Here is a 12,809-nt window from a genome sequence, read left to right on the forward strand (position 1 = left end):
GCGACACTCAGCAAGGGGGCGCATGAGCGAGGCGGGAAGGTCCGCGGGCACCGAGGCCCGTCGCCTGGTCGCGCTCGCCGACGAGCACGAGCGCCTCGCCGCGATCGCCCGCGACGAGGCCCAGCGGTGGATGCTCGCCCACCGCACCGAGCGCCAGGTCGCCGGCACGCTCGCCCCGCTGACCGCGCAGGGCTACACCTTCCTGCACGACCGCGGCTGGCCGGGCGCCCGCCGCGGCAGCCGCGCGCAGATCGACCACGTGCTCGTCGGGCCGGGCGGCGTCTTCGTCGTCGACACGAAGGCGTGGAAGGACGTAGCGATCGCCGCGGGCCGCATCTTCCGCGGGCAGGCCGACGTGACCGATGAGCTCGCCGGCCTCGCCGATGTCGGCTACAGCACCGAGGCGGCGCTCGCCGAGCTCGGCCTCGCACCGGGCGAGGTGCATGTGCTGGTCGTGCTGGCCGGCTCCTCGATGCCACCCACTCCCCTGCAAGGTCTCGGCGGACTCATGGTCGTCGGCGAGCGGGCCGCCGCCAAGCAAATCGCCGGCTTCGGGCGCCGCCTGACCGACAAGCAGCAGAACGCGGTGCTGAGCCTGGTGCTCGACCACTTCCCGCTCGTGGGTGAGGCTCCGAGCGAGCTCGATGCGAGCATCCCCGACCCGATCGTCACCCAGGATGAGCCGCTGCTGACGCTCGACGAGATCGCCGACACCTTCCTGGCCGGGATGCTCGCCGCCCCCATCGAGGAGTGGATGGCCTTCCTGCACCCCGACCAGGCGAAGCTCGTGCGGCGCAGCTTCAGCGGCCCCTCGCGCATCCGCGGCCCGGCAGGATGCGGCAAGACGGTCGTCGGGCTGCATCGGGCGGCGTACCTGGCTCGGGCATCCACCGGGCGCGTCGTCGTCACCACCTACGTGCGCACGCTGCCCGACGTGCTCGCCACGCTCATGACGCGGCTCGCGCCGGAGGTGGCCGACCGCGTCGAGTTCACCGGCATCCACCAGTTCGCGCTGCGGGTGCTGCGCGAGCGCGGGCACCGCGTAGTCGTGAAGCTGCCCGAGGCGACGCAGGCGTTCAACCGAGCGTGGGCGCAGGTCGGCCGGCAGGGCCCGCTCGCGGCGCTCGACTCGAACTCGCGCTACTGGCACGACGAGCTGCTGCACGTCATCAAGGGCCGCGGCCTGACGACCTTCAAGCAGTACGCCGACCTCGCCCGCGCCGGGCGCCGCCGACGGCTGAGCGTCGACCAGCGCCGCGAGGTGTGGCGGCTCTACCTGCAGTACCAGCAGAACCTCCGCGACGCGGGCGTCATGGATTTCGAAGACGTCATCCTGCGCGCCGAGGCGTCGCTGCGCGAGCGCCCCCTCGAGGGAGTCAGCGCGGTCGTCATCGACGAGGCGCAAGACCTCTCGTGCGCCATGATCCGGATGCTCTACGCCCTCGTCGGCGACCGCCCCGACGGTCTGACGCTCATAGGCGACGGCCAGCAGACCATCTACCCCGGCGGCTACACGCTCGCGGAGGCCGGGCTCACCGTCGCCGGACGCGGCGTCGTGCTCTCCACGAACTACCGCAACACTCGCGAGATCGCGGCCTTCGCGGCGACGGTCGTCGAAGGCGACGAGTTCGTCGACATCGAGGGCGGCGCGCTGCGAGGGGATGCGGCGGTCGCCATCCCGCGGACGGGCCCCGCCCCGCAGTCGGCGGTCTTCACCTCCGCGACCGAGCACGACGCGGCGCTCGTGTCGCACGTGCGGTCGCTCGTGATCTCGGGCGTCTCGGCCGGAGACATCGGCGTGCTCTGCGCCACGAACCGCGATGCGGAGGCGTGCGCTGGCGCGCTGCGCCGGGCCGGGCTCGAGACAGTCAAGCTCAGCGACTACTCGGGGGTCGTGACCGAACGCGTGAAGGTCGGCACGATCAAGCGCGCCAAGGGGCTCGAGTTCAAGCAGGTGCTCGTGGCGCGCGTGCGCGAGTCGCTGCTCGGCAATTTCGCACCCGGCGCCCACGATGGGGCCAGGGAGCGCTGGGAGATCGAGCGGCGCGAGCTCTACGTGGGGATGACGCGAGCGCGCGACGGGTTATGGGTCGGTCGCACACGATGAGTTCCTATAGCGCAAGTCTCGTACCCACCAGCGGCCCCGAAACCTGATCCAACAGAAAGCAGAAGACCTCGATGGCAGCGAAGACCCCCTCACCGGAACCCGCTTGGAACGCCGCCCGCCTGATCCCCACCTCAGGGATCAATGGAGCAGACGAGCAGGAGCGTCGGGCGACCTCCGCTCTCCTGGCAGTGATGTCTGCTGTTCGAGACTTCGGCAAGACGCTCACGCAGCCGCTCGGTGCGCCGGCGGCGAGTCTCGAGACCTTCATCGAAGTGCCGTTCACCATCGGCGAGCGTCGGGTCTACCCGGACGGACTAATCCGCGCGAGCCGCGGCGCAAAGACGTGGACGGCGCTCGTCGAAGTCAAGACGGGGACGAACGTCCTGGAGACTGCACAGCTCGAGGACTACCTCGACGTCGCCCGGGAGCAGGGATTCGACGCGCTCATCACCATCTCGAACGAGATCCCGTCTGCGATGGGCACGCATCCGACCGCCATCGACGGCCGCAAGCTCAAGAAGGTGGCGCTGCACCACTACTCGTGGTCGGAGATCCTCACCGCGGCCGTCGTGCAGAAAGAGCATCGCGGGATCGCCGACCCCGAACAGGCATGGATCCTCGGCGAGCTGATTCGTTACCTCGAGCACCCGAAGTCCGGGGCGCTCTCTTTCGAGGACATGGGGCCGAACTGGGTGCCGGTGCGCGAAGCGCTGGCGTCGGGCACACTTCGGGCCAATGACAAGGGAGTGGCTGAGGTCGCAAGCCGGTTCGATGCGCTTCTGCGCTTCGCCGGGCTGCGCCTCGGGCGACAGCTCGGTTCCGAAGTGCTGCCCGCCCTCAACCGTGCCGAAGCAGCCGATCCGAAAGCGCGGAGTACCCGCCTGGTCGCTGAACTCGTGCGCGACGGTCAACTGCGCGGCGGCCTGCGGATACCGGGTGCAGTGTCCGACCTCGCCGTTGTCGCCGACCTTCGCGCCGGCACCATCACCGCCTCGTTCGAGCTCGATGCCCCCAAGGAAGGGCGGCCGACCACCCGAGTGAATTGGCTCGTGCGTCAGTTGAAGGACGCACCGCCGAGCGTTCGTATCGAGGCGACCCCCGTTCGCTCGAGTAGCGGCCCGGCCGCGCTCTTGGGTGCCGTGCGCGAGACCCCTACATTGCTGGTTCCCGAGTCCGGACGGGACATCAAGACCTTCACCGTCGCGCGCTCAGTGCCGATGGGCGCGAAGCGCGGAACCGGACGAGGCTCGTTCATCGACTCGATGGTCGACGCGATCGACTGCGCCTACCTCGAGATCGGCCAGGTCTTGAAGGCGTGGGCAGCGACGCCGCCGAAGCTTCGTCCTACGCAGGTCGTCGAGACCGAGCCCGGTATCGACAGCGCGTTGCCGTCGGCCGCCCTCTCCTCACAAGACAACGAGTAACGGGCGGTCACGCAGAATGGCGTGTGTGCCACAACCGGCACACTCGCCAATGAGAAACCATCCGCTCTGGGGAAGCCCGCGACTACTGCGCGGCGCGCTCAAGCACCAACTCGCGCACGCGAGCCGCATCAGCCTTGCCGCCCATCGCCTTCATCACCGCGCCGATGACAGCGCCAGCGGCCTGCACCTTGCCGTCACGGATCTTCTCGAGAACATCCGGCTGCGAAGCGAGCGCAGTGTCGACGGCGGTGATGAGCGCGCCGTCGTCCGAGACGACCTCGAGACCACGAGCCGCGACGACCTCGGCCGGCGAGCCCTCCCCCGCGATGACGCCCTCGACGACCTGTCGGGCGAGTCGGTCAGTGAGGGCTCCCGACTCGACGAGGGCGACGATCTCGGCGACGTGGGCCGGTGAGATGAGCGACGCGGGCTCCGCGTCGGTCGCGTTGGCGATGCGGGCGATCTCACCCGTCCACCACTTGCGCGCCTGCTGGGGGGCGGCGCCCGCGGCGACCGTGTCGGCCACCTCGACGAGCAGGCCCGAGTTCACGACGTCGCGGAACTCGAGGTCGCTGAAGCCCCACTCCTCCTTCAGGCGGCGTCGGCGCGCGGCCGGAGCCTCGGGCAGAGCATCCCGCAGTTCTTCGATCAGGGCCGCAGTCGGCGTGACCGGCAGCAGGTCGGGCTCGGGGAAGTACCGGTAGTCGTCGGCGTCGCTCTTCGGGCGGCCGGGCGACGTCGTGCCGGTGTCTTCATGCCAGTGGCGCGTCTCTTGCGTGATCGTGCCGCCCGCCGCGAGGATCGCCGCCTGGCGCTGGATCTCGTACCGCACGGCCCGCTCGACGCTGCGCAGCGAGTTGACGTTCTTCGTCTCAGTGCGCGTGCCGAACTGCTGCTGCCCGCGCGGCCGCAGCGACACGTTCGCGTCGCAGCGCAGGTTGCCGCGCTCCATGCGGGCCTCCGAGATGCCGAGAGCACGCACGATGTCGCGGATCGTCGACACGTAGGCCTTCGCGAGCTCCGGCGCGCGGTGCTCGGCGCCGACGATCGGCTTCGTCACGATCTCGACGAGCGGCACGCCGGCGCGGTTGTAGTCGACGAGCGAGTACTCGGCGCCCTGGATGCGGCCCGTCGAGCCGCCGACGTGCGTCAGCTTGCCGGCGTCCTCCTCCATGTGGGCGCGCTCGATCGGCACCTGCACGAGCGTGCCATCCTCCAGCTCGACCTCGAGAGATCCCTCGAAGGCGATCGGCTCGTCGTACTGGCTGATCTGGTAGTTCTTCGCGAGATCCGGGTAGAAGTAGTTCTTGCGCGCGAAGCGGCTCGTCGGCGCGATCTGGCAGCCGAGCGCGAGACCCAGCGAGATCGAGTACCGCACGGCCTGCTCGTTGACGACCGGGAGCGAGCCCGGCAGGCCCAGGCACACGGGCGTGATCGCCGTGTTGGGCTCGGTGATCTCGTTGCCCGAGAACGCCGGGTTCGGCGCGTCGGAAAACATCTTCGTCTTCGTCGAGAGCTCGACGTGCACCTCGAAGCCGAGCACGGGCTCGAACAGCTCGAGCGCCTTGTCGAAGTCCATCAGCTGCGCCTTCGCCATCAGCGGGCCCCTCCGTTCGATCCGAGCGCCGTCGCAAGCGCAGGAGCCTGGCTCCACAGCGGCTGACCCCACTGACCCTCGAGCAGCTGCTCGATCGCAGCGCCCACTTCGTAGAGGCGGGCGTCGTGGCGCGCGGGCGCCATGAGCTGCAGACCCGTCGGCAGGCCGTCCTCGGGCGCGAGGCCCATCGGCAGGCCCATGCCGGGCACGCCGGCGAGGTTCGCGGGAATCGTCGTGACGTCGTTGAGGTACATCGCCAGCGGGTCGGCGAGCTTCTCGCCGAACTTGAACGCCGTGGTGGGCGCCGAGGGCGAGACAAGGATGTCGGCCTGCTCGAACGCGGCGTCGAAATCCTGCTGGATGAGCGTGCGCACCTTCTGCGCGCTGCCGTAGTAGGCGTCGTAGTAGCCGGCGCTCAGCGCGTACGTGCCGAGGATGATGCGGCGCTTCACCTCCGGCCCGAAGCCCGCCTCCCGGGTCGCGCCCATGACGTCTTCGACCGTGCCGGTGACGTTCGCGCGCAGGCCGAAGCGCACCGAGTCGAACTTCGCGAGGTTGCTCGAGGCCTCCGCCGGCAGGATCAGGTAGTACGCGGCGACCGCGTACTCGAAGTGCGGGCAGCTGACCTCGACGATCTCGGCGCCGGCACCGGCCAGCAGGTCGAGGGTCTCGTGGTACCGCTGCTTGACGCCCGACTGGAAGCCGTCGCCCTCGAGCTCACGCACCACGCCGACGCGCAGACCCTTGAGCGCGTCACCGGTCAGCCCGCGGCGGGCGGCCTCGGCCATCGAGGGCCACTGGTCGGGGATGCTCGTGGCGTCGCGCGGATCATGGCCGCCGATGACGTCGTGCACGAGCGCAGCATCCAGCACCGTGCGCGACACGGGGCCCACCTGGTCGAGGCTGCTCGCGAGGGCGATCGCGCCGTAGCGGCTCACGCCGCCGTACGTCGGCTTCACGCCGACCGTGCCCGTGACGGCGCCGGGCTGGCGGATCGAGCCGCCCGTGTCGGAGCCGAGCGCGACGGGTGCCTCGAACGCGGCGACGGCCGCGGCCGAGCCGCCGCCCGAGCCGCCGGGGATGCGCTCGAGATCCCACGGGTTCTTGGTGGGGCCGTACGCCGAGTGCTCGGTGGAGGAGCCCATCGCGAACTCGTCCATGTTGGTCTTGCCGAGCGGCACCATGCGGGCCGCCCGCAGGCGGGCGACGACCGTCGCGTCGTACGGCGGCACCCAGCCCTCGAGGATCTTCGAGCCCGACGTCGACGGCATGTCGAGCGTGCAGAGCACATCCTTGATCGCGATCGGCACGCCCGCGAGTTCGGGCAGCGCGAGGCCCGCGGCGCGGTCGGCGTCGACCTGACGGGCGGTGTCGAGCGCGTGCTCGGAGACGTGGAGGAAGGCGTGCACGTCGCCATCGACGGCGGCGATGCGGTCGAGGTGCGCCTGCGTGACCTCGACGCTCGAGACCTCTCCGGTGCTGAGGCGGTGCGCGAGGTCGGCGGCGGTGGCGCGGGTCAGGTCGGCGGCGCTCACTGCTCCTCCCCCAGGATCGCGGTGACGCGGAACCGGCTGCCGTCGTGGTCGGGCGCGCCGGCAAGGGCCTGCTCGGTCGTGAGCGTCTCGCCGACCACGTCGGGGCGCATGCCGCCCGTGAGCGGGATCGGGTGGCTCGTGGCGACGACGTCGGGCGTCGCGACCTGCTGCACCTTCGCCACGGAGTCGACGATCGCGCCGAGCTCACCCGTGAGCTTCTGAATCTCGTCGTCGGTCAGGGCGATGCGCGCGAGCATCGCCAGGTGGGCGACGCGCTCGGGCGTGATCTCAGACATGCAGCTCCCTAGGGGCCGTCGGTGGGGGATGCTCCCAGTCTAGTGAGGCGCGTGCGGGGCTCAGCGGGGCGCGGGGGCTGGCGCAGGCCGCGCGTTCGGAGCAGAGTGGGCGCAGCATCCGTCGACGAGGAGGGCTTCGCCATGGTCACGCGCGCTCGCGCCCGAGGGCTCGCCGCCCTGGCCCTCGCGGCGGCCGCACTCGGCGCGCTCACCGCCTGCGCCGCCGACGCCACCGTCGAGCCGCTGCAGGGGTCGTGGGTGCTCGTGAGCGGCTCCGATGCCGACGGCGCCTTCATCGAGTCGGCGAGCCCGGTGACGCTGCGGGTCGAGGGCCGCGACTTCTCGGGTGACAGCCCGTGCAACCTCTACAGCGGCACCCTCAGCGTCACGGGCGGCGGGCTGCGCTTCGGCGGCGAGGGCGGCGGCATCCAGACCACCGAGCGCGCCTGCGCCGACCCCGAGCAGATGCAGCTCGAGGGCCGCTACTACGACGCCCTCGTCGGCGTCTCGCGCGCCGAGTCGACCGGTGATGAGCTCGTACTCACCGGCCCGGGCGTCGAGCTCGTCTTCACCGCCGACTGAGCGCGCTCAGTCGACCGGCCGGCACTCGCTTTCGCCCTGCAGCGTCGCCGCGCTGTCACTGAGGCGCAGGATGAACACCTCGCCGTGCTCGGAGGTCGCCGAGACCTCGAGCACATCGCCGACGGTCTGACGCTCCACGGTCATCCCGTCATCGAGCCACGACTGCTCGACGGCGTCGGCCGCGCGCTGCACGTCGCGCGGGGCGTCGCCCACGCGCAGGGCCGGGAATCGCTCGCCCGTCACCCACAGCGGAATGGTGCACTCGCGCGGCGTCGGGTCGTCATCGATCTGCCACGAGCCGCCCACCGTGCGCTGGGTGGCGTCGAGCACGGCCACGAACCGCTCGCGCGCCTCGGCGTCGGTCACCTCGCTCGGGCCCTCCAGGGCGCACCCGCTGAGCCCCAGCAGCGCCAGTGCCGCGAGGGGCGCGAATCGCGCCGCAGTGCGCATCGTCATCCGATCGGTCGGTGTGCGCACGCACAGTAACACCGAGCGGCGACGCGCCCGCTGAGCGGGACGTGCACCGACCTTTCCGCGCGGCGCGCGCGCGAGCATCCGATCGCGATCGATCATGCGGTGCGGGCGGATGCTCAGCGCGAGCCGAGCGCGAGAGCCAGTGTGCGCTCGCTGTCGCGCTCGGAGCCGTCGGTGACGAGCTCGGCCTGGTCGATGCCGATGAGCGCCATGTTGCGCATCGCCTCGGTGCCGGGGCTGAAGTACTCGTTGTGGCCGGTCGAGCCGACGAGCACCTCGTTGGTAACGACGTCGATGCCGCCGCGCACACTCATCACCGCCGCGCCGAACTCGCCCGAGCCGGGGTCGCCGCCGAAGAAGGAGCTGTTCGAGATCGGATCCCACGCGGCCTCGCCGACGAAGATCGCGCCGCGCACGTGCAGGTCGTCGGCGCTCGTCACCGGTGAACCGGGCGAGCCGATCATGGCGAGGGCGTCGACCTCGACCTCGGTCTCGCTGAGGGCGAGCATCGCCGCGGTGGAGCCGTACGAGTGGGCCAGCAGGCTCACGTGCGGCGGGTCGTTGCGGCGCAGGGTCTCGAGCCCGACGAGCGCATCGGCGAGCGCGTCACGACCCTCGTAGGCGAGATCGAGGCTGCCGACGTTGAGCAGGTGGGGGGTCTGGTAGCCGATCCAGGCGACGGTCGCGACGGTACGCGTGCCCGGCTCGGCGCCCGCGTCGGCGAGCAGGTTGAGCCACGACACCTGCTCGTCGTAGAGGCGGGCCGCCGTGTCGGTCCACTCCACGATGTTGCCGCCGACCGAGATGAACATGCCGGGAATCAGGTAGCTGACGTAGTCGGCGGTCTGCAGGTCGCCGAGCACGATCGCGGCCTTGCCGGCGTCCTGCGTGTCGAGGGTGATGAGGCTGCGCTGCGGGTTCGCGGTCGACGGGCCAAGCGCGTCGGCGACGGCGTAGAGCATCTGCAGCCGCTCGTTGCTCTGCGTCGCGAGCGCGCGCCCCACCTCGCCGGTGAGGCCGAGCTCGAGCTCGCGGATCGTGTCGCGCAGCACGCTGCGGTTCGCCTCGTTGCGGATGGCGAACGGCACGCCGTCGAGGTTGCCGACGACCTCCGGCGCCGCCGCCGCGAGAGAGCGCTGCGCGCGGTCGTCGAGGTTGCGCCACCAGCTCTCGACCAGCCGAGGGGCCGGCGGCGAGGCGAGCAGCTGCCGCACCGCCTCGGGGTGACGGTCGGCGAGGCTCGCCGCGGTGATGGGCGCCGTCGCTGCGAGGCCGTGCAGCAGATCGGTGCCCTCGAGGGCGGCGAGCGTGGAGAGCGGCAGCGCCGCTCGCGGCACGGGAACGCTCACAGACGCGGGGTCGATGCGGGTCGCGAGATCATCGGAGTGGCCCGCCGGAGCGGTCAACGCGACGGCGTGCTCGACGCTCTGCACGGCGGCTGGCGGAGGCTGCTCAGAGGTTCGGGGCGTGCCGAGGGGCCCCGCGACCGTCGCGACGGTCAGCGAGGTCAGCACGACTGCCGTGGCCTCGAGCAGCAATTCGGGTATCCCCTGTCTTGGGCATCAATGGGCGACAGTTGGGGGAACGACCCCGAAACGGGGTCGACTGACGCGTTTTCATGCTAGGGGAAATGCCCTCCGATCGGGGGGTTCGGTTTGGAATCCCCCGCAATTCTCACAGTCCGCGACGCATTCCTGTCCACAAAAAGGGGGACATGAGGGCTCCAGATCCGCGGAATTCCGCGGATGTTGGCAGTGTTGCTGGTGGGGTCGATGGGGCTCGTGAGGGTCGGTCGCAGGCTCGGGAAGACCCGGCGGGTCTACCTGCGGAGGGCTCGCTCGAGGCTCCGGGTCGACCTCGAGCGAGCATCCTGGAGGTGTTCGGAGCCCTCGCCGGACCGGTTGGCGGCGTGTCGCGAGGGGTTCACGGCCGTTCGGTCAGGCGGGTGGAGCGGTCGTGCGCACGTCGTCGAGGTAGGTCAATGCGGCCCCGAGCAGGTCGGGGATCGGCCTGACCGAGTCGAGCCGGAGTCGTCGGCCGGTCCACGAGCGCAGCGCCGGCTCGCGGTCGCGCACCTCCTGCCAGGTCGGCTCGGAGAAGCCGGGGATCTCGCGACGACGTGACCGCAGCCGCTGCTCGTGCACGACGGGGTCGCTGCAGTGCACCTCGAGGAAGGCGATCGGAACCTCCGCCGTCGACGCGAGCGAGCGCCATTGCTCTCGCGCCTCCGCCGCGTCGTTGACCGCGTCGATGATGACGTCGTGGCCGAGGAGCAGCTGCTCGCGCGCGAGGTCTTCGGCGACCACGTAGGCGGCGAGGCCCGTCGGTTCGGTGCGCGCGATGCCGGCTCGCCAGAGCGCCGCCTCGATCGGGTCGACTGACAGCACGGCGCAGCGCAGGGCGCGGGCGAGGGTCTCGGCGAGCGCGCTCTTACCCGACGCCGGGAGCCCGGCCATGACGATGAGCATGATCCGATCCTGTCGGTGCGGTCGAGCGCGGCTCAGGCGCCCTCCACCGCCGGCGGCAGCGCGTCGGGGCCCTCGGTGACGAGGATGGCGAACTGGGCGGCGTCGATGATGCGCACCCCGAGCTGCTCGGCCTTGGCGAGCTTCGAGCCGGCGCCGGGGCCGGCGGCGACGAAGTCGGTCTTCTTGCTGACGCTCGACGCGGCCTTGCCGCCGGCGGCGATGATCGCCTCTTGCGCGCCCTCACGCGTGAAGCCCTCGAGGGTGCCGGTGGCGACGACGGTGAGGCCGGCGAGCACTCCCCCGGCGGCGGCCGCGGCGCCCGGACCGGGGTGGCCGGGGGTGGCGAACTGCACGCCGGCGGCGGCCCAGCGCTCGACGATGTCGACGTGCCAGTCGACGGCGAACCAGTCGATGACGGCCTCGGCGATGATGCCGCCGACGCCGTCGACGGCCGCCAGCTCGTCTTTGGTCGCGGCGCGGATCGCGTCGAGCGAGCCGAACCAGTCGGCGAGCGCGCGAGCCGAGACCGGGCCCACGTGCCGGATGTTGAGGCTCACGAGCAGCCGCCACAGCGGCTTCGTCTTCGCCTTCTCGAGCTCGGCGAGCAGGGTGAGGGCGGCGGCGCTCGGCTGGGGGCCCTGGAGCCCCTGCTTCTTCTCGGCGGCGGTCGGGTTGCGGCGGAACGGCGAGCGCCGCCTGGCCGTGCCGTCGGCCTCGAGCTTGGGCAGCCCCGTCTCGGCGTCGGTCACGACGACCTCGATCGGCAGTAGCTGCTCGACGGTGAGCTCGAACAGGCCCGCCTCCGTCTCGAGGGGCGGGATGCTCGGCACGTCGGGCTGCGTGAGCGCGGCCGCGCTCACCTCGCCGAGGGCCTCGATGTCGAGGGCGCCGCGGCTGCCGATGTGCTCGACGCGGCCGCGCACCTGGGCGGGGCAGCTGCGCGCGTTCGGGCAGCGCAGGTCGATGTCGCCTTCCTTCGCGGGAGCGAGGGGGGTGCCGCACTCGGGGCAGTTCGTCGGCATGACGAACTCGCGCTCGCTGCCGTCGCGCAGCTCGACGACGGGGCCGAGCACCTCGGGGATCACGTCACCGGCCTTGCGCAGCACGACCGTGTCGCCGATGAGCACGCCCTTGGCCTTCACCACGTCCTGGTTGTGCAGGGTCGCCTGGCGCACCTCGCTGCCGGCCACGCGCACCTTCTCCATGACGGCGAACGGCGTCGCGCGGCCCGTGCGCCCGACGCTCACGACGATGTCGAGCAGCGTCGTGTTCACCTGCTCGGGCGGGTACTTGTAGGCGATCGCCCAGCGCGGGGCGCGGCTCGTCGCGCCGAGCTCGTCGTGCAGGTCGAGCTCGTCGACCTTCACCACGACGCCGTCGATCTCGTGCTCGACGTCGTGCCGGTGCTCGCCGTGGTAGGCGATGAACTCGGCCGCGCCGGCCGCAGAGTCGTGCACGCGGAAGTGGCTGCTGATCGGCAGACCCCAGCGCTCGAGCAGCTCGTAGACCTCGCTCTGGGCGGCCACGGGCGGGTTCGGCCAGGCGCCGATGCCGTGCACGAGCATCCGCAAGCGGCTCAGGCGATCGCGCATGCGCGCCAGCTGCTCGTCGTTCTTGCCCTCGCTCTTCTGGCGCAGGCTGCCGCTCGCGGCGTTGCGGGGGTTCGCGAACTCGCGCTCGCCCGCCTCGCGCTGCAGCGCGTTGAGCTCGTCGAACGCCGCCTTCGGGATGAACACCTCGCCGCGCACCTCGACCAGCTCGGGCAGCTCGGCCGGGTCGCCCGCGAGCCGGGTCGGGATGCCCGCCACCTGCAGCACGTTCTGCGTGACATCCTCACCCACGCGCCCGTCGCCGCGCGTCGCCGCCGTGACCAGCACGCCGCGCTCGTAGCGCAGGTTGAGGGCGAGGCCGTCGATCTTCAGCTCGCACAGCCAGCGCACCGGGCGGTTCGCGTCGCGCTCGACCTTCGCCGCCCACTCGGCGAACTCCTCCGCGCTGAAGACGTTGTCGAGGCTCAGCATGCGCTCGGCGTGCTCGACCGGCGCGAACAGCGTCGTGACGGCGGTGCCGCCGACCGTCTGCGTCGGGCTGTCTTGCTTCTGCAGCTCGGGGAAGGCGTGCTCGATGAGCTCGAGGCGGCGCACGAGGGCGTCGTAGGTGGCGTCGTCCTCCAGCAGGGCGTCGCGCGCGTAGTACGCGTCGCGCAGCTCGAGGATGCGCGTCGTCAGCGCCTCGACCTCGGCGTGCGCGGCGTCGCGGCTGAGCTCGTCGACGGGGGTCTCGTGCGCCTGCTCGTCAGTCACGGCGTCAGTCTAGGAGCGACCAC

General features: G+C 71.4%; 10 protein-coding genes. 3 read left to right on the forward strand and 7 right to left on the reverse strand.

Features of this window, described 5'->3' with window-relative positions; translation table 11 throughout:
- The first annotated feature begins 22 nt into the window (after positions 1-22).
- Positions 23-2,107 carry a nuclease-related domain-containing DEAD/DEAH box helicase gene (locus ID804_RS10725; RefSeq protein ID WP_169079964.1) on the forward strand — a complete coding sequence of 695 codons (2,085 nt, stop codon included), beginning with the start codon at positions 23-25 and terminating at the stop codon, positions 2,105-2,107.
- A 71-nt stretch (positions 2,108-2,178) separates the two neighbouring features.
- On the forward strand, positions 2,179-3,531 hold the full coding sequence (locus ID804_RS10730; RefSeq protein ID WP_169079966.1) for a hypothetical protein: 1,353 nt from the start codon (positions 2,179-2,181) through the stop codon (positions 3,529-3,531).
- An 82-nt stretch (positions 3,532-3,613) separates the two neighbouring features.
- Here the strand turns inward: ID804_RS10730 and gatB are convergent, their stop codons facing one another.
- From gatB to gatC, 3 genes are read right to left on the reverse strand one after another with little or no spacing between them, the layout of a single operon-like run.
- A complete protein-coding gene (gene gatB / locus ID804_RS10735; RefSeq protein ID WP_169079968.1) occupies positions 3,614-5,128 on the reverse strand; it encodes an Asp-tRNA(Asn)/Glu-tRNA(Gln) amidotransferase subunit GatB in 1,515 nt (504 codons plus the stop codon).
- Entirely contained in the window at positions 5,128-6,663 is a 1,536-nt protein-coding gene (gene gatA / locus ID804_RS10740) for an Asp-tRNA(Asn)/Glu-tRNA(Gln) amidotransferase subunit GatA (RefSeq protein ID WP_169079970.1), read from the reverse strand. The genes gatB and gatA overlap by 1 nt, the downstream gene beginning before the upstream one ends.
- Positions 6,660-6,959, reverse strand: coding sequence for an Asp-tRNA(Asn)/Glu-tRNA(Gln) amidotransferase subunit GatC (gene gatC, locus ID804_RS10745; protein ID WP_169079972.1), 300 nt, complete (start codon positions 6,957-6,959; stop codon positions 6,660-6,662). The genes gatA and gatC overlap by 4 nt, the downstream gene beginning before the upstream one ends.
- A gap of 105 nt (positions 6,960-7,064) precedes the next feature.
- Between gatC and ID804_RS10750 the strand changes: the two genes are divergently transcribed.
- Positions 7,065-7,541, forward strand: coding sequence for an META domain-containing protein (locus ID804_RS10750; protein WP_169079974.1), 477 nt, complete (start codon positions 7,065-7,067; stop codon positions 7,539-7,541).
- A gap of 6 nt (positions 7,542-7,547) precedes the next feature.
- Here ID804_RS10750 and ID804_RS10755 read toward each other — a convergent pair whose 3' ends face one another.
- From ID804_RS10755 to ligA, 4 genes are all read right to left on the reverse strand, one after another.
- Positions 7,548-7,997: a hypothetical protein gene (locus ID804_RS10755; RefSeq protein ID WP_188219201.1), complete on the reverse strand. Its 450-nt coding sequence runs from the start codon at positions 7,995-7,997 to the stop codon at positions 7,548-7,550.
- 134 nt (positions 7,998-8,131) lie between these two features.
- Positions 8,132-9,553 (reverse strand): alpha/beta hydrolase, encoded by a 1,422-nt coding sequence (locus tag ID804_RS10760; protein WP_169079978.1) that lies wholly within the window; start codon positions 9,551-9,553, stop codon positions 8,132-8,134.
- A 399-nt stretch (positions 9,554-9,952) separates the two neighbouring features.
- Complete coding sequence (locus ID804_RS10765) at positions 9,953-10,483, reverse strand: P-loop nucleotide/nucleoside kinase family protein (RefSeq protein WP_169079980.1); 531 nt, start codon at positions 10,481-10,483, stop codon at positions 9,953-9,955.
- A 32-nt stretch (positions 10,484-10,515) separates the two neighbouring features.
- Positions 10,516-12,786: an NAD-dependent DNA ligase LigA gene (ligA, locus tag ID804_RS10770; protein WP_169079982.1), complete on the reverse strand. Its 2,271-nt coding sequence runs from the start codon at positions 12,784-12,786 to the stop codon at positions 10,516-10,518.
- Positions 12,787-12,809: the final 23 nt, after the last annotated feature.

Source organism: Microcella alkalica, assembly GCF_014595885.1.
In the GTDB taxonomy this organism is placed as follows: Bacteria; Actinomycetota; Actinomycetes; order Actinomycetales; family Microbacteriaceae; genus Microcella; species Microcella alkaliphila_B.

Coding starts and splice junctions, on each gene's coding strand:
- ID804_RS10725 (WP_169079964.1), top strand. CDS start 23: ATGAGCGAGGCGGGAAGGTCCGCGGGCACCGAGGCCCGTCGCCTGGTC.
- ID804_RS10730 (WP_169079966.1), top strand. CDS start 2,179: ATGGCAGCGAAGACCCCCTCACCGGAACCCGCTTGGAACGCCGCCCGC.
- gatB (WP_169079968.1), bottom strand. CDS start 5,128: ATGGCGAAGGCGCAGCTGATGGACTTCGACAAGGCGCTCGAGCTGTTC.
- gatC (WP_169079972.1), bottom strand. CDS start 6,959: ATGTCTGAGATCACGCCCGAGCGCGTCGCCCACCTGGCGATGCTCGCG.
- ID804_RS10755 (WP_188219201.1), bottom strand. CDS start 7,997: ATGACGATGCGCACTGCGGCGCGATTCGCGCCCCTCGCGGCACTGGCG.
- ID804_RS10765 (WP_169079980.1), bottom strand. CDS start 10,483: ATGCTCATCGTCATGGCCGGGCTCCCGGCGTCGGGTAAGAGCGCGCTC.